This is a genomic window from Pseudomonas sp. CP-1 (assembly GCF_021213715.1).
In the GTDB taxonomy this organism is placed as follows: Bacteria; Pseudomonadota; Gammaproteobacteria; order Pseudomonadales; family Pseudomonadaceae; genus Pseudomonas; species Pseudomonas aeruginosa.
In genome coordinates, this window is sequence record NZ_JAJQKY010000008.1 from 143,866 (window position 1) to 160,623 (window position 16,758).

Here is a 16,758-nt window from a genome sequence, read left to right on the forward strand (position 1 = left end):
AGGCTCAGGCATGCTGCTTGGGAGCCCCCCGGGTACCGCCGATGGAGGTGTCCTGCGCAGTTCCCATGTTCCCCTGCGCATGGCTCGTTGAATTCCAGGCATGAAAAAACCGCCGGCCGGCAACGCCGGCGGGCGGTTTCTCGAGGGCGCGCTTACGCCAGTTTCTTGTAGCGCACGCGGTGCGGCTGGGCCGCGGCGTCGCCCAGGCGCTTCTTGCGGTCGGCCTCGAACTCGGTGTAGTTGCCTTCGAAGAAGGTCACCTTGCCATCGTCCTCGTAGGAGAGGATGTGGGTGGCGATCCGGTCGAGGAACCAGCGGTCGTGGGAGATCACGATGGCGGAGCCGGGGAAGTCCAGCAGCGCCTCTTCCAGCGCACGCAGGGTTTCCACGTCGAGGTCGTTGGACGGTTCGTCGAGCAGCAACACGTTGCCACCCTGCTTCAGGGTCAGGGCCAGGTGCAGACGGCCACGCTCACCGCCGGAGAGGTCCTTGACGAACTTCTGCTGGTCGGCGCCCTTGAAGTTGAAGCGACCGACATAGCTGCGCGACGGGACTTCGTAGTTGCCGATCTTGATCTGCTCGAAACCGTCGGAAACCTGCTCCCACACGGTCTTGTTGCCTTCCAGGCTGTCACGGCTCTGGTCGACGCTGGCGATCTGCACGGTCTCGCCGATCTCGATGGTGCCGGAGTCCGGCTGCTCCTTGCCGGTAAGCATGCGGAACAGGGTCGACTTGCCCGCGCCGTTGCCGCCGATCACACCGACGATGGCGCCCTTGGGAATGCTCAGGGACAGGTTGTCGATCAGCACGCGGTCGCCGTAGCCCTTGGTCACATTGTGCAGTTCGATGACCTTGTCGCCCAGGCGCGGACCGGCCGGGATGTAGATCTCGTTGGTCTCGCTGCGCTTCTGGAATTCCTGCGACTGCAGTTCCTCGAAGCGCTGCAGGCGCGCCTTGGACTTGGCCTGGCGGCCCTTGGCGCCCTGGCGTACCCACTCCAGCTCGGCCTTCATGGCCTTGGCGTGGGAGGCTTCCTGCTTGGCTTCCTGGGCCAGGCGGGCGGCCTTGGATTCCAGCCAGCCGGAGTAGTTGCCTTCGAACGGGATGCCATGGCCACGGTCGAGTTCGAGGATCCAGCCGGCGACGTTGTCGAGGAAGTAGCGGTCGTGGGTGATCGCCACCACGGTGCCGGGGAAGTCGTGCAGGAAATGCTCCAGCCAGGCCACCGAGTCGGCGTCCAGGTGGTTGGTCGGTTCGTCCAGCAGCAGCATGTCGGGAGCCGACAGCAGCAGGCGGCACAGCGCTACGCGGCGCTTTTCGCCGCCGGACAGGTGCTCGACCTTGGCATCCCACGGCGGCAGGCGCAGGGCGTCGGCGGCGACTTCCAGCTGGCGTTCCAGGTTGTGTCCGTCGGATGCCTGGAGGATCGCCTCCAGCTTGGCCTGCTCGGCGGCCAGGGCGTCGAAGTCGGCATCCGGCTCGGCATAGGCGGCATAGACCTCGTCCAGCCGCGCCTGGGCCTGCTTGATCTGGCCGACGGCCTCTTCGACGATGTCGCGCACGGTGGCCTGCGGGTCCAGCTTGGGCTCCTGCGGCAGGTAGCCGACGTTGATCCCCGGCATCGGCCGGGCCTCGCCTTCGATCTCGGTGTCGACGCCGGCCATGATCCGCAGCAGGGTGGACTTGCCCGCGCCGTTCAGGCCGAGCACGCCGATCTTGGCGCCGGGGAAGAACGACAGGGAGATGTCCTTGAGGATTTCACGCTTGGGCGGAACGATCTTGCCGACCCGATGCATGGTGTAGACGTACTGAGCCAAAACGAGCACCTCATGAAGAAAAGGAAAAAAACTCGGCCAAGTATATGACAGACCGAGAGAAAGCTGGCCAGCCACCCCGGTTTTCGTGGGGCGAGGCGCTTTGCCGGCGAATGTTCGCCGTCCGATTCCAGGCCGCTACGGTGACGCTGAGCAGCGTACTGGCCGCCCTTACCGTCTCCGCTACCCTCGTCCTGTCGAAGGCGTTCTGCCTGAGCGAGGCGGCGACCATCGCCCCGTGCGGGATCTGGGTGGGCCTGGCATTGCTCGCGGCCATGGTGCTGCCTCTCAAGACCTGACGCGAAGCAAGGCGTGGGTAGATCCATCCTGCTACAATTGATCCAAACCAGTCTCAAAAGAACAAAAAAAACCTCAAAAATGACACTCGCTCCCAGACCCGCCCAGCTACCCGACTCGCCGCACAGGGACAGTCTCGACCCAACGCCAACCCCGTCGTATCAAGACCAGCGCCTGCTCAAGGCCCTGGCCACCGCGATGGTCAATCATCCGCGCGCCACCATGGGAGAACTGGCGGAACTGGCAGGCGTGAGCAGGGCAACCCTGAACCGTCATTGCGGTACCCGCGAAGGTCTCAAGCGGCGCCTGGAAAGCCATGCCAGGAGTACCCTCGAACGCCTCACCCACAGCGCCGCCCTGCAGCGGCTGGAGCCGCGGGAAGCGCTACGCGAGCTGATCCGGGAACACCTCGCCCAGCGCGACCTGCTGGCGCTGCTGATGTTCGAGCAGAACCCGGGACGCCAGGCCGGGCATGGGGACGCCAGTTGGCAGTCCTATGTCGAAGCCCTGGACGCCTTCTTCCTGCGCGGCCAGCAGAAGCGTGTGTTCCGTATCGATATCAGCGCGGCGACCTTCAGCGAACTCTTCATCGTCCTGATCTACGGCATGGTCGATGCCGAGCGCCGCGGTCGCGCGGCCAGCGCCGGGTTGTCCGCCACACTCGAGGAGCTGTTCCTGCGTGGCGCGTCGAACCCCGCACAACCTGCCAGCCCTTGAGCGGGCGGCAGTTGCCACCCGCTAGCACCGTTTCCCACACGTTTACCCGCTCAACTCCTGCCGCCTCGATGTACCACCAGGCTCCGTCCCTCGTCCCAGCCTCCGCCGAGCGCGCGGAACAGGTCGACCAGGGCGATCTGCCGCTGGGTGCTGCCGTCGATGAAGGCGATCTCGTTGAGGAAGCTGCTGCGCTGCGCATCGAGGTAGCGCAGGTGGTTGTCGACGCCACTCTCGTAGCGTGCCTTGGCCAGCTTCAGGGCTTCGTTGCTGCTGTTCGCCAGGGCGCGCAGGGCCTTCTCTTCGCGACGCAGGGTATCGCTGGCCGCCAGGGCGTCGGCGACCTCGCGGAAAGCGGTCTGGATGGTCCCCTCGTAGGCAGCCACCGCCGAATCCTTGCGCGCCTCGGCCAGGCTCAGGTTGGCACGGTTGCGCCCGCCATCGAAGATCGGCAGCGTCAGCGTCGGCAGGAAGCTCCAGGAGCGCGAGCCGCCATCGAACAGGCCGGACATTTCCGCGCTGGAGGTGCCGAAGCTGCCGGTCAGGCTGATGCGTGGGAAGAACGCCGCGCGCGCCGCGCCGATATCCGCGTTGCGCGCCCGCAAACGATGTTCGGCGGCAAGGATGTCGGGGCGTCGCTCGATCAGCTCGGACGGCGTGCCGGGAGCGATGTCCTGCAGCAGCTTCGGCCGCTGCCCCGGACTCCGCGGAATCGCCTGCGCGGCATCGTCGCTGCCCAGCAGCAACACCAGCGCGTTGAATGCCTGCTGTTTCTGCCGCAGGTTGCGCTCCTGCTCGGCGCGCGCCTGCTCCACCAGGCCAAGGGCTTCCTGGTAGTCCAGCGCGGTGGCGGCGCCGGCCGCGCGGCGCTGGTCGATCAGGGCGAAGGAATACTCGCGGCTGACCAGGGTCTGACGGGTCAGCGCCAGGCGCCGCAGGGCGCCGTCGTAGCTCAGGTAGGCCTGGCTGACCTCGGCGACCAGGGCGATCCGTGCCGCACGCGCCGCCTCCTCGCTGGCCAGGTACTGTTGCAGGGCGGCGTCGGTCAGGCTCTTGACCCGACCGAAGAGGTCCAGTTCGTACTCCGGCAGGGCCAGCCCGACCTGGTAGCTGCTGGCCACTTCCGAGCGATTGCCGGCGGACAGGTCGGCCGGCTGCCGCTGGCGGTTGCCGGTGGCAGCGGCATTCAGGCCCGGAACCCGGTCGGCGCGCTGGATTCGGTACTGCGCGCGGGCCGCCTCGATATCCAGGAGGGTCTGGCGCAGCGAGCGGTTGTTATCCAGGGCCATGTCCACCAGGCGGCGTAGTTCGGCATCGACGATGAAACTCTTCCAATCCAGCGTGTCGATCGCCGCGCCCTGGCGCTGGGCGGCGGCGCCGCTCCAGCTGTCGGCCACCGGCGCGGCGGGACGTTCGTAGGTCGGCGCCATGGAGCAGGCGCCGAGGGTCAGGGCTATCAGCAGCGCCGATACGCCGAAAGCAGGTTTGCGCATCTCGTTCACTCCCCGGCCGAAGCGGCCTGTTCGATGGGTGCCGGCCTGCTGCGCAGCAGCGACAGCAGCCAGACGAAACAGATAGGTACGAACAGCACGCCGAGGAAGGTGGCGCTGAGCATCCCGCCGATCACTCCGGTGCCGATGGCACGCTGGCTCGCCGCGCCGGCACCGCTGGCCAGGGCCAGGGGTATCACGCCGAGGATGAACGCCATGGAAGTCATGATGATCGGCCGGAAGCGCAGGCGCGCGGCCTCTATGGCGGCGTCGCGCAGGCTATGCCCCTGCTCCCAGAGTTCCTTGGCGAACTCGACGATGAGAATCGCGTTCTTCGCCGAAAGACCGATGATGGTGATCAGGCCGACCTTGAAATACACGTCGTTGGACATACCGCTGACCATCACCGCGAGCACCGCGCCGATGGCGCCGATCGGCACGATCAGCATCACCGACAGCGGGATCGACCAGCTCTCGTAGAGCGCCACCAGCAACAGGAACACCACCAGGATAGCGAGGGCGAACAGGCTGGTGGCCTGCCCGGCGGAGACCTTCTCCTGATAGGACAGGCCGGTCCACTCGTAGCCGATGCCGGCCGGCAGCTGCGCGGCCAGGCGCTCCATTTCCGCCATGGCTTCGCCGGTGCTGAAGCCGGGCGCGGCGTCACCGACGATGCGGATCGACGGGTAGCCGTTATAGCGCACCAATTGCACCGGTCCCTCTTCCCATTTCACGCTGACGAAGGCGCTGAGCGGTACCAGGTTGCCAGCAGCGTTAGGCACGTATAGCTCGAGCACGCTTTCCGGGGTCATCCGGTTGCCCTGTTCGGCCTGGATCACCACCCGCTGTTGGCGCCCCGCATTGGTGAAGTCGTTGATCACCTCCGAGCCGAAGGCAGCGGACAGCGTGCCGCTGATGGTCTCGAAGCTCACCCCCAGGGCGCGGGCCTTCTCCCGGTCGATCAACAGGCGCAGTTGCGGCGCTTCGGCCAGTCCTTCCATCATCGCGTAAAGGAATTTCGGGTTGGTCTGGATCTCACCAAGAAGAGTATCGCGAGCCTGCAGCAGCGCTTCGCGGCCGACCCCGCTACGGTCCATCAGGCGCAATGCGAAGCCGCCGGAGTTACCCAGACCGTTGATCGGTGGCGGCGACACGGCCATGACCGTGCCATCGTCGGGCAGCGCGAAATGCTCGTTCAGCGCGGCGATCTCGGCGGCGGCCGACTGCTCGGCGCCTCGCTCGGACCAGTCCTTGAAGGTCGGGAAGGCCAGCGCGGCATTGTCGCCCTGGCCGGAGAAGCTGAAGCCCGAGATCAGGAACACCGAAGCCACCGCCTCGCGGGACTTGAGGAAGCGCTCGAGCTCCTCGCCGGTGGCATCGGTGCGCACGCGCGAAGCGCCAGGCGGCAGTTGCACGTCGACCACCATGTAGCCGAGGTCTTCCGCCGGCACGAAGGCTTCCGGCAGGCGCAGGTAGAAGTAGCCGAGCATGGCCACCAGGCCGGCGTACACCAGCATGAAGCGTCCGGCGCGCGCCACCAGCTTCGAGTTGAGCAGCGAATAGCGCTCGGTGACGCGGGCGAAGCCACGGTTGAAGGCGCCGAAGAAGCCGCGCTTCTCGTGGTGCCCTTCGGGAATGGGCTTGAGCAGCGTGGCGCACAGCGCCGGGGTGAAGGTCAGGGCGAGGAAGCCGGAGAACAGGATCGAGACCGCCAGCGACACCGAGAACTGCTGGTAGATCACCCCCACCGAACCGGCCATGAAAGCCAGCGGCAGGAACACCGCCGAGAGCACCAGGGTGATGCCGACGATGGCGCCGGATACCTGCTTCATCGCCTTGACCGTGGCCTCGGCCGGGGAAATCCCCTCCTCCGCCATGATCCGCTCGACGTTCTCCACCACCACGATGGCGTCGTCCACCAGGATGCCGATCGCCAGGACCATGCCGAACATGGTCATCATGTTCACCGAGAACCCCAGCAGGTACATCACCATCAGCGTACCCAGCAGGCACACCGGCACCACGATGGACGGGATCAGGGTGTAGCGGACGTTCTGCAGGAACAGGAACATCACCAGGAACACCAGGACCATCGCTTCGATCAGGGTGTGGATCACCTTCTCGATGGCCACGTCGACGAAGCGCGAGGTGTCGTAGGGCACGCTGTACTGCATGTCCTCGGGGAAGAACGCCGACAGTTCGGCGAGACGCTGTTTCACCAAGGTAGCGGTCTGGATCGCGTTGGCCCCGGGCGACAGCTGGATAGCCCCGCCCACGGTGGGCGTGCCATTCAGTCGCGAGGAAATGTTGTAGCTCTCCTTGCCGAGTTCCAGGCGCGCGACATCGGCGAGCCGGACCAGCGAGCCGTCCTCGTTGGCGCGCAGCACTACCTGGCCGAACTCCTGCGGATCGTCCAGGGTGCCCTTCACCGCCAGGGTCGCCGTCAGCTCCTGCGCGGAACTGCCCGGTGCGCTGCCGAAGGCGCCGGCCGGCACCTGCACGTTCTGCCCGCGGATGGCATTGCTCACGTCGTCGATGGAGAGGCCGAAGCCCACCAGCTTCTGCGGATCGATCCAGACCCGCATGGCCGCCTCGGAAGAGAAGAATTGCAGCTTGCCGACGCCCGGCAGGCGCCGCAGCTCGTTGTTGATATTGCGCGCGGCGTAGTCGCCGAGGGCGGTGGTGTCGCTGCGCTGAGCGCCTTCCTTGTAGCTGAGCGCATAGATCAGCAGGAAACCGGCGCTGGTCTGCTCGACCTGCAGGCCCTGGGTCAGCACCGCCTGCGGCATGCGCGCCTCGGCTTTCTTCAGGCGGTTCTGCACGTCCACCTGGGCCAGGTCCGGATCGGTGCCCGGCTCGAAGGTGACGACGATCTCGGCGGTGCCGTTGGAGTTGTTGGTCGACTCGAAGTAGAGCAGGCCCTTGGCGCCGTTCAGCGACTCCTCGAGCACACTGGTGACGGAGTCCACCAGCACCTTCGCCGAGGCGCCGGGATAGGTGGCGGTGATGGTGATCTGTGGCGGCGCGACATTGGGGTACTGCGCTACCGGCAATTTGGAAATGACCAGCAGGCCGGCCAGGGAGATGAACAGGGCCACCACCCAGGCGAAGTTCGGCCGCTTGATGAAGAATTCGGACATCGGAAAATCCTCGGGGCGAACCCGCCCTTACTGTTGCGGCGCAGATGACTGGGCTTGCGCCTGGGCACCATCCGGCTTCGGCACGATCTTCACCCCCGGCTGCACCGCAGCCAGGCCGCCGACTATGACCCGGTCACCCGGCTCCAGGCCCTCGGTGATCTGCCAGCGCGAACCCTGCATGACGCCGGTACCGACGCTGCGCGCCTCGGCGCGCTCGTCGGCGCCCACCACCATCACCTGGGCGCTGCCGTCGCCGGAGCGGCGCACGGCCCGTTGCGGCACCAGGATCGCCTGGTTGTCGATGCCCTGGGGCGTACGTACGCGCACGTACATGCCCGGCAGCAGGACCCCGTCGGGGTTGGCGAACTTGCCGCGCAGGGCGATCTGGCCGGTGCCGCGATCCACCGCCACGTCGGCGAACTGCAACGCGCCCTGGCGCTCGTAGGGCGTCCCTTCGACGCGCAGGGTCAGCGCCTGGCTGTCGCCGGCGGCCAAGGTGCCTTTCTTCAGGGCGTCGCGCAGGCGCAGGGCCTCGGCCGCGGTCTGGGTGAAATCCGCATAGATCGGATCGAGCTGCTGGATACGCGCCATCAGCGTCGCCTCGCCCTGCCCGACCAGCGCGCCCTCGGTCACCAGCGCGCGGCCGATGCGCCCGGAGATCGGCGCAGTGACCGAGGCGTAGCCGAGGTTCAGGCGCGCGGTCTCCAGGTCGGCCTGGGCCGAGCGGGTCGCCGCCTCGGCGCTGCGCAGGTCGGCGGTGGCGGTATCGAAGTCCTGCTGGCTGACCGCCTGGATCTTCACCAGCGGCTCGTAGCGACGCACCCGCGCCTGCGCCTCGAACAGCACCGCGCGGTTCCGCGCCAGCTCACCCTCGGCGCGCGACACCGCAGCCTTCAGCGGTGCCGGATCGATCTGGAACAGCAGGTCGCCAGCCTTGACGTCGGCGCCCTCCTCGAAGCGCTTCCGCACGACGATGCCGGCCACCCGCGCGCGCACCTCGGCGACCCGCACCGGTTCGATCCGCCCAGGCAGTTCCGAACTCAGCGCCAGGGGCTCGGCCTGCACCGTCAGGACCTCCACCGGCAACACCATTTCGGCGGCCTCCTGTCGCTCTTCCGCCGGCCCACAACCCGCCAACGCGATGGCCATAGCCAACGCCCCGATCCTTCCTATTGCACGCAAATCAGCCATGACCCACCCGACCGTTGATTGAAAACGGATCGAATGGTACTTTTTCGAGCTAATTGAGTCAATATTGTCTCAAATGATCTTTTGACAGCTAATTCCTTTGGACGCGAGGCCAGTTTTCTGCACAATGCGCACAATCAGAAAAACCAACCGGGACCCATCGATGACCCTGATTTCCCATGACGAGCGACTCATCAAGGCGCTGGCAGTCGCTATCGTCGACCGCCCGCGAGCGACGCTGAAGGAACTGGCCGAGGCGGCCGGCGTAAGCAAGGCCACCCTGCACCGCTTCTGCGGCACGCGGGACAACCTGGTGCAGATGCTCGAGGACCACGGAGAGACCGTACTGAACCAGATCATCCAGGCCTGCGACCTGGAGCATGCCGAGCCTCTGGAGGCGTTGCAGCGCCTGATCAAGGAACATCTCACCCACCGCGAGCTGCTGGTATTCCTGGTATTCCAGTACCGCCCGGACTTCCTCGACCCGCACGGCGAAGGCGCACGCTGGCAGTCCTACCTGGAAGCGCTGGACGCCTTCTTCCTGCGCGGACAGCAGAAAGGCGTGTTTCGCATCGACATCACGGCAGCCGTGTTCACCGAACTGTTCATCACCCTGGTCTACGGCATGGTCGATGCGGAACGCCGCGGACGGGCGGCCAGCTCCAATTCCGCGCATACCCTGGAGCAGATGTTCCTCCACGGCGCTTCCAATCCGGCGCGCTCCTGACCCTTGCGCCCGCGGCGGCGCCCCTCTCGTCGCCGCATGGCACGGACCGATCCGCGTGCCGTCGACTTCGGCCGCCCGGAGGCCTGCTCGACACTCGGGAAGATCAGTCGTCACCGGTCCTGCGACAAAGTGCCTCGACAGCCGGAAAGGACCGTGACGCTCGTCGGCGATACTGGCACTTGGCCTTGCTTCCGGGCATCCTAACTGTCTACCGAATCACACCTCCCCCAGGAATTCCGGTCAGTGTCGACCCCCTCGCTAACCCCGTCGCCGCCTCCCGCCGGCGACCCACTGACCGTACCCGACCGACCGGCAGCCAAGGCTGGCCTGCTGTTGCTGGTCCTGTTGATGCTCGGCCTGCTGCTCTGGCAGATGAGCCAGGAGCTGCGCCAGCAGGAACGCTTCGAACACGAGCGAGCCGCGGCCCAGCTCGATCGTCTCAACGACCGCCTGTCCCTGACCCTCGAACTCAAGGCGCGCACCGCCCTCGCCCTGCTCCCGGGCGTGCCCCCCAGCGAGCGTGGCGAGATCCAGAACAGGCTGTTGCCACGCATCAGCGATGCGCTGCCGCAGGTGCGCCAGTTGCAATGGGTGGACAGCGCCCCGCAGACGGGCAGCCCGTCGCCGGAAACGACGCTGCCCGAGCAGTTGCGCCAGCACGCCGGCTCCGGCCTCTACCACTATTGCCTCGACCCGCGCGACGGCGAATCCCTCTACCTGACCCTGCGCGAACCCGGCAGCCGCCGCGACAGTGGCTTCTGGCTGTTGCACCTGGCCAGCGACAGCCTCGCCCAGTGGAGTCCCGACCTGCCCACCGGCAACCTGCTCTGGCGCCTGGAAGACCAATACGCCGGGCGGGTGCTCTGGCATACCCCAGGGAGCACGGCGCTGCTCGACGACATGCAGACCCTCGGCGTGGAACCGCTGCGCAACAGCGACTGGCAGCTTCGCGGGCTCTACGACAGCACGCGAGTGCGGCTCGGCCTGCTGCCGGGAATCGGCGGCGAGCTGGCGATCTTCCTCCTGCTGGTCGGCGTCACCGTGTACATGCTGCTGCGCCTGCACCGCGAGCAGCAAGGTCTGCGCGCCATGACCCTGGCCTCGCAGCGCAGCCTGCGCCAGGCGGCCACGGCACTGGCGGCGATCGACGAGCGGGTGCTGGTGACCCGCGCCGACGGCCGCCTCAGCTACCTCAATCCCCAGGCCGAACGCCTCTTCGGCATCAGTTCGGCCCAGGCCCGCCAGCATCACCTGCTGGGCCTGCTGCCGGACCTCGAGCCAGGCTGGCTGACGGACGCCGGTGGCGACGGCGAGACCCGTAGCGAGTTGCTGCCGCTGCGGGTACGCGGCGAGCCGCGGACGTTCACCCTCAGCCGCCATCCGCTGGCCAGCTATCCGGCGCTCGCCGACCAGGCCTGGACCCTCCGCGAGCAGATCCTCCAGGGCGGGCAGGTCTGGGTGTTGCGCGACGTCACCGAGGAACAGCACGCCCTCGGCGTCCTGGAGGAAACCCGGCGGCGCTACCAGGACATCTTCGAAGGGGTCGGCGTGGCCCTCTGCGTGCTCGACCTCTCCGCCCTGCGCCAGGCTCTGGTGGAACAAGGCCTGGACAGCTGCGCCGCACTGCGCGCCTGGCTCGCCGGCGAACCCGGGCGGCAGCAGGCGCTGCTGGAGCGGATCCGCATCACCGAGATCAACGATGTCAGTCGCCGCCTGCTGCAGATCGAGTCCACCGAACAGGCCTGGCAGCGCTTGCTCGACCACGGCCCGCTACAACCGGACAGCCTGCGCCTGCAGGTGATCGAGGCGCTCATCGAACGCCGGCCGGTACTCGAACTGGAAGCCACGCTGCGCTGCGGCAAGAGCACGCCGCGGCACCTGTGGTTGCAACTGCGCCTGCCGGAAAACCCCGGCGAATGGCATGCGGTGACCCTCAGCCTGTCCGACGTCACCAGTCGCAAGGAAGTCGAACTGTCGCTGATCGAGCGCGAGAAGTTCTGGTCGGACGCGGTCCAGGCGGTGCCCGATACCCTCTACATCCACGACCTGCACGCGCGCCGGGTGATCTTCAGCAACCATCACCTGGGCCAGCAACTGGGCTACAACCAGGAAGAACTGGCGCGGATGGGCGAGAACTTCTGGGAAACCCTGCTGCACCCCGACGACCAGGAATACTACTGGCGCATCCGCAACCTGCAGCACGTGGTCGGCGACGGCCTGCTGCTCGACAGCCAGCTGCGCTGGCGCCACCGCGACGGCCGCTGGCACTGGTTCGACATCCGCGAGCAGGCCTTCAGCCGCGACCGCAGCGGTCGCGTGGCGCGCCTGATCGGCGTGGCCAAGGACATCACCTTCACCGTCGAGGCGAACAACGCGCTGCGCGAGAACGGCCGACGCTACCGCATGCTGGCGGAAAACATCAGCGATGTGATCTTCTCCACCGACGCCGAACTCAACGCCAGCTACGTCAGCCCCTCGGTACAGCACGTGTTCGGCTACAGCCCGGAATGGGCGCTGCTCAACGGCCTCCATCAGACCGCCACCAACCCGCGCCAGCTCGGCCGCCTGAACGGCCTGCTGCGCCGCGTGCGGCACGCCATCGGCGACCGCCAGAAGCTCGCCGAGCTGCGGGAAAACCCTGGCCAGCATCTGTTCGCCCTCGACTGCCTGCGCGCCGACGGACGCAAGATTCCCATCGAACTGCGGATCGTCCTGATGTGGGACGAGCACGACCGCTTCGAAGGCCTGCTCGGCATCGCCCGCGACATCAGCCAGCAGCGCCGCGCCGAACGCGAGCTGCGGATGGCGGCGACGGTATTCGAACACTCCACGGCGGCGATCATGGTCACCGACCCGGCCGGCTACATCGTCCAGGTCAACGATTCCTTCTCGCGCCTGACCGGCTACAGCCCGGCCGACGTGCTCGACCAGCAGCCGCGCCTGCTCACCGCCGACCGCCAGGAAGCCAACCAGCTCAAGCACGTGCTCGCCAGCCTGCAGCACAGCGGCAGCTGGGAAGGCGAGATCCTGCAGAAGCGCAAGACCGGCGAACTCTATCCGTCCTGGGTCGGCATCACCGCGGTGCGCGACGAGGAAGGCGACCTGGTCAGCTTCGTCTGCTTCTTCAGCGACATCAGCGAGCGCAAGGCCAGCGAGCGGCGCATCCACCGCCTGGCCTACTACGACGCCCTCACCCACCTGCCCAACCGCACGCTGTTCCAGGACCGTCTGCATACCGCCCTGCAACAGGCCGAGCGCAACGGCCAATGGGTGGTGCTGATGTTCCTCGACCTCGACCGCTTCAAGCCGATCAACGACTCCCTCGGCCACGCCGCCGGCGACCGCATGCTGCAGGAAGTGGCGACCCGCCTGAGCGCCTGCGTCAGCCAGGACGATACCGTGGCGCGCATGGGCGGCGACGAATTCACCCTGCTGCTGCCTTCCCAGGGCGACCGCGAGATCGCCCTGAAACGGGCGATCCAGGTCGCCGAGCTGATCCTCGGCCGTCTGGCCCGGCCGTTCACCCTGGAAGGCCGTGAATTCTTCGTCACCGCCAGCATCGGTGTGGCCTTGTCGCCCCAGGACGGCGCCGAACTGAGCCTGCTGATGAAGAACGCCGACACGGCGATGTACCACGCCAAGGAGATGGGCAAGAACAACTTCCAGTTCTACCAGGCCGAGATGAACGCCCGCGCCCTGGAGCGCCTGGAACTGGAAAGCGACCTGCGCCGCGCCCTGGAACTGGGCGAGTTCGTCCTCCACTACCAGCCGCAGTTCACCGGCGACGGCCGCCGCCTGACCGGCGCCGAGGCCCTGCTGCGCTGGCAGCATCCGCGCCGCGGACTGGTTCCGCCGAGCGAGTTCATTCCGGTGCTGGAGGAGATCGGCCTGGTGGCCCAGGTCGGCGACTGGCTGCTGGCGGAAGCCTGCAAGCAGTTGCGCAGCTGGCACAAGGCCAAGGTGCGGGTGCCGAAGGTCTCGGTGAACCTCTCGGCACGGCAGTTCGCCGATGGCCAGTTGGGCGAGCGGATCGCCGCGATCCTCTACGAGACAGGCATCCCGCCGGCCTGCCTGGAGCTGGAACTGACCGAAAGCATCCTGATGAGCGACGTCGCCGAGGCCATGCAGATCCTCTCCGGGCTCAAGCGCCTCGGCCTGGCCATCGCGGTGGACGACTTCGGCACCGGCTACTCCTCGCTGAACTACCTCAAGCAGTTCCCCATCGACGTGCTGAAGATCGACCGCAGCTTCGTCGACGGCCTGCCCCACGGCGAACAGGACGCGCAGATCGCCCGGGCGATCATTGCCATGGCCCACAGCCTGAATCTGATGGTGATCGCCGAGGGCGTGGAGAGCCAGGCCCAGCTGGACTTCCTTCGCGAGCACGGCTGCGACGAGGTACAAGGCTACCTGTTCGGCCGGCCGATGCCCGCCGAGCAGTTCGGCATGCTCTACGCCAGCGACGTGCTGTTCATGTTCAACGAGGGCTGAGCCGCCGTGCGGCGCGCTTGAGCGCCGCTTGTCCGCGACATGATGGCCTTTCATGTGCCAGCACCCGCCGCATGGGTTAGAATGCGCGCCTTTTCCCAGCACCGATCCTTATGAGGACCGCCATGTTCAGCCGTGATTTGACCCTCGCCCGCTACGATGCCGAACTCTTTGCCGCGATGGAGCAGGAAGCCCAGCGCCAGGAAGAGCACATCGAGCTGATCGCCTCCGAGAACTACACCAGCCCGGCGGTGATGGAAGCCCAGGGTTCGGTGCTGACCAACAAGTACGCCGAAGGTTATCCGCACAAGCGCTACTACGGCGGCTGCGAGTACGTCGATATCGTCGAGCAACTGGCCATCGACCGCGCCAAGCAACTGTTCGGCGCCGATTACGCCAACGTCCAGCCGCACGCCGGCTCCCAGGCCAACGCCGCGGTCTACCTGGCCCTGCTGTCGGCCGGCGACACCATCCTCGGCATGAGCCTGGCCCATGGCGGCCACCTGACCCACGGCGCCAGCGTCTCCTCCTCCGGCAAGCTGTACAACGCTGTGCAGTACGGCATCGACGCCAATGGCCTGATCGACTACGACGAAGTCGAGCGCCTGGCCGTGGAGCACAAGCCGAAGATGATCGTCGCCGGCTTCTCCGCCTATTCCCAGGTCCTCGATTTCGCCCGCTTCCGCGCCATCGCCGACAAGGTCGGCGCCTACCTGTTCGTCGACATGGCCCACGTCGCCGGCCTGGTCGCCGCTGGCGTCTACCCGAACCCGGTGCCGTTCGCCGACGTGGTCACCACCACCACCCACAAGACCCTGCGCGGTCCGCGCGGTGGCCTGATCCTGGCGCGCGCCAACGAGGAGATCGAGAAGAAGCTCAACTCCGCGGTATTCCCCGGCGCCCAGGGCGGTCCGCTGGAGCACGTAATCGCGGCCAAGGCGGTGTGCTTCAAGGAAGCCCTGCAGCCGGAGTTCAAGACCTACCAGCAGCAGGTCCTGAAGAACGCCCAGACCATGGCCCAGGTCTTCCTCGACCGCGGTTTCGACGTGGTTTCCGGCGGCACCCAGAACCACCTGTTCCTGCTCTCCCTGATCAAGCAGGACATCACCGGCAAAGACGCCGACGCCGCCCTCGGCCGCGCGTTCATCACCGTGAACAAGAACTCGGTCCCGAACGACCCGCGCTCGCCGTTCGTCACCTCCGGCCTGCGCATCGGTACCCCGGCCGTGACCACCCGCGGCTTCAAGGAAGCCGAGTGCCGCGAGCTGGCCGGCTGGATCTGCGACATCCTCGAGAACATGGGCGACGAGTCCGTTATCGACGGCGTACGCGAGAAGGTCAAGGCGATCTGCGCCAAGTTCCCGGTCTACGGCAACTAAGCGACAAGGCAAGACGAAAGAGCCCGGCAAATGCCGGGCTTTTTCATTTCCTCCGAGGAAGGAGGCGCCGGGTAGCGTTATCGCCGGTCCTCGACATGGATCACCGCCAAGGCCTCGGCATCCTCGCCCCGCCGGGAGCGGCCGTGCATGCCGACGAGCAGCTCGCCGGCGTCCTCCTCCAGTTCCTCGCGAGGGACGAAGGTAAGGATGTCCGGGTGATGCCCGGTCACCACCCAGCCGCGGCCGTTGTCCAGGGTGATCACGCCGAAGTCGCCCGCCGGCGTGCCGACCTGTACCGCTCCCCACTCGGCCAGCAATGCCCGCGCCTGGGCCGCGAGGTCCGGCTCCGGCTGCGTGAGGATCACGCAAGTGCCCCGGGCGAACAGCACCCAGGATTTGTCCGCGCCACGGATGCAGTCCCGCCAGGCGCCGATCAATGCCTCCCTGTCCATTTCCACGCTCCTTTGACGTCGATGCGCCTCAGCGGCCTTCGACGATGCGTTCGAAGCCCTCGCGGATACTGTCCTCCGGCAGGTTGTCGCCGATGAACACGATCACGCTCTCGCGCGCCTCGTCGTCCCGCCACTCGCTATCCCAGTCGAAGCCGTAGAGTCGCAGCACGCCCTGGAACACCAGGCGACGCGGCTCGTCGGCGATGTTCAGCACGCCCTTGTAGCGCAGCAGGGAATTGCCATGCCACTGCAACAGGTCGTCCATGAACTCGCTCAGTCTTTCGAGATCGAGCGGCGTGTCGCTGCGCAGTACCAGGGTGCCGATGCGATCGCGGCTGTCCTTGGCTGCCACCGCTCGCAGCGGGCGCAGGCCGATGCCCGGACCGAGGTCGGCGTTGAGGTTGAAGCCACGTACGTCGAGCAGGTGCGCCAGGTCGATGCGGCCGTGCTCGACCACATGCACCAGCGCCCTCCGGTTGATCCGTTGCAGGCGCTGGCCCAGGGCCTCGAAGGTGGCGGCGTCGACCAGGTCGGTCTTGCTCACCAGGATGCGGTCGGCGAAGCCGACCTGGGCCTGGGCGATGGTTTCCTGCAGGTGACGCTCGGCGTTGGCGGCGTCCACCAGGGTGATGATGCCGTCCAGCACGTAGCGCTGGCAGAGTTCCTCGTCGGCGAAGAAGGTCTGCGCCACCGGCGCCGGATCGGCCAGGCCGGTGCACTCGATCACCAGGCGGTCGAAGTCGATCTCGCCGTTGTCGCGGCGCTCCAGCAGGAGGAACAGGGCCTTTTCCAGGTCGGTGTTGATCGAGCAGCAGACGCAGCCGTTGGACAGCGTCATCACCTGCACCGGCTCGACGCCGAGCAACTGGCCGTCGATCGGCGTCTCGCTGTACTCGTTCTCGATCACCGCGATCTTCATGCCGTGCTCGGCCTGCAGCAGGTACTTGAGCAGGGTGGTCTTGCCGGCGCCGAGGAAGCCGGTGAGCACGGTGACGGGGATCGGGGCGGGGTTGTCGTTGGCTACTTCGGACATGCGCAACTTCCAGAAAAGACGCGGGCCACGTCAGAC

The 16,758-nt window shown here is 66.8% G+C and carries 11 protein-coding genes; 5 read left to right on the forward strand and 6 right to left on the reverse strand.

The genetic code is table 11. The annotated features are described in order from the left end of the window. Nucleotides 1–152: 152 nt before the first annotated feature. Complete coding sequence (ettA, locus tag LT948_RS17740; protein ID WP_003094829.1) at nt 153–1,817, reverse strand: energy-dependent translational throttle protein EttA; 1,665 nt, start codon at nt 1,815–1,817, stop codon at nt 153–155. Between the two features lie 110 nt (nt 1,818–1,927). Between ettA and LT948_RS17745 the strand changes: the two genes are divergently transcribed. Continuing rightward, nucleotides 1,928–2,113: a hypothetical protein gene (locus LT948_RS17745; RefSeq protein WP_023980537.1), complete on the forward strand. Its 186-nt coding sequence runs from the start codon at nt 1,928–1,930 to the stop codon at nt 2,111–2,113. Nucleotides 2,114–2,309: 196 nt separating this feature from the next. Then, nucleotides 2,310–2,828 carry a TetR/AcrR family transcriptional regulator EscR gene (escR, locus tag LT948_RS17750; protein WP_003094834.1) on the forward strand — a complete coding sequence of 173 codons (519 nt, stop codon included), beginning with the start codon at nt 2,310–2,312 and terminating at the stop codon, nt 2,826–2,828. Nucleotides 2,829–2,878: 50 nt separating this feature from the next. On the opposite strand, the gene oprJ is transcribed toward escR, so the two are convergent. Genes oprJ through mexC form a run of 3 tightly spaced genes read right to left on the reverse strand, consistent with a single transcriptional unit; the run spans nt 2,879 to nt 8,646 of the window. Next, nucleotides 2,879–4,318 (reverse strand): multidrug efflux transporter outer membrane subunit OprJ, encoded by a 1,440-nt coding sequence (gene oprJ, locus LT948_RS17755; RefSeq protein WP_003112802.1) that lies wholly within the window; start codon nt 4,316–4,318, stop codon nt 2,879–2,881. 5 nt (nt 4,319–4,323) lie between these two features. Next, the gene (mexD, locus tag LT948_RS17760) at nt 4,324–7,455 is read right to left on the reverse strand and encodes a multidrug efflux RND transporter permease subunit MexD (protein WP_023092945.1); all 3,132 of its coding nucleotides are present in this window, start codon (nt 7,453–7,455) and stop codon (nt 4,324–4,326) included. Nucleotides 7,456–7,482: 27 nt separating this feature from the next. Continuing rightward, nucleotides 7,483–8,646, reverse strand: coding sequence for a multidrug efflux RND transporter periplasmic adaptor subunit MexC (gene mexC / locus LT948_RS17765; protein WP_031634386.1), 1,164 nt, complete (start codon nt 8,644–8,646; stop codon nt 7,483–7,485). 160 nt (nt 8,647–8,806) lie between these two features. Here mexC and nfxB point away from each other — a divergent pair, with 160 nt between their 5' ends. From nfxB to glyA, 3 genes are all read left to right on the forward strand, one after another. Continuing rightward, on the forward strand, nt 8,807–9,370 hold the full coding sequence (nfxB, locus tag LT948_RS17770) for an efflux pump transcriptional repressor NfxB (RefSeq protein WP_003094842.1): 564 nt from the start codon (nt 8,807–8,809) through the stop codon (nt 9,368–9,370). A gap of 243 nt (nt 9,371–9,613) precedes the next feature. Further along, nucleotides 9,614–13,861: a cyclic di-GMP receptor MorA gene (morA, locus tag LT948_RS17775; protein WP_003134992.1), complete on the forward strand. Its 4,248-nt coding sequence runs from the start codon at nt 9,614–9,616 to the stop codon at nt 13,859–13,861. Between the two features lie 122 nt (nt 13,862–13,983). Continuing rightward, a complete protein-coding gene (gene glyA / locus LT948_RS17780; RefSeq protein ID WP_003146008.1) occupies nt 13,984–15,237 on the forward strand; it encodes a serine hydroxymethyltransferase in 1,254 nt (417 codons plus the stop codon). Nucleotides 15,238–15,314: 77 nt separating this feature from the next. On the opposite strand, the gene LT948_RS17785 is transcribed toward glyA, so the two are convergent. Then, nucleotides 15,315–15,695, reverse strand: coding sequence for a hypothetical protein (locus tag LT948_RS17785; protein ID WP_003146010.1), 381 nt, complete (start codon nt 15,693–15,695; stop codon nt 15,315–15,317). 22 nt (nt 15,696–15,717) lie between these two features. Next, nucleotides 15,718–16,722, reverse strand: a complete 1,005-nt coding sequence (gene yjiA / locus LT948_RS17790) for a GTPase (protein WP_003110727.1) — start codon at nt 16,720–16,722, stop codon at nt 15,718–15,720. Nucleotides 16,723–16,758 lie beyond the last annotated feature (36 nt).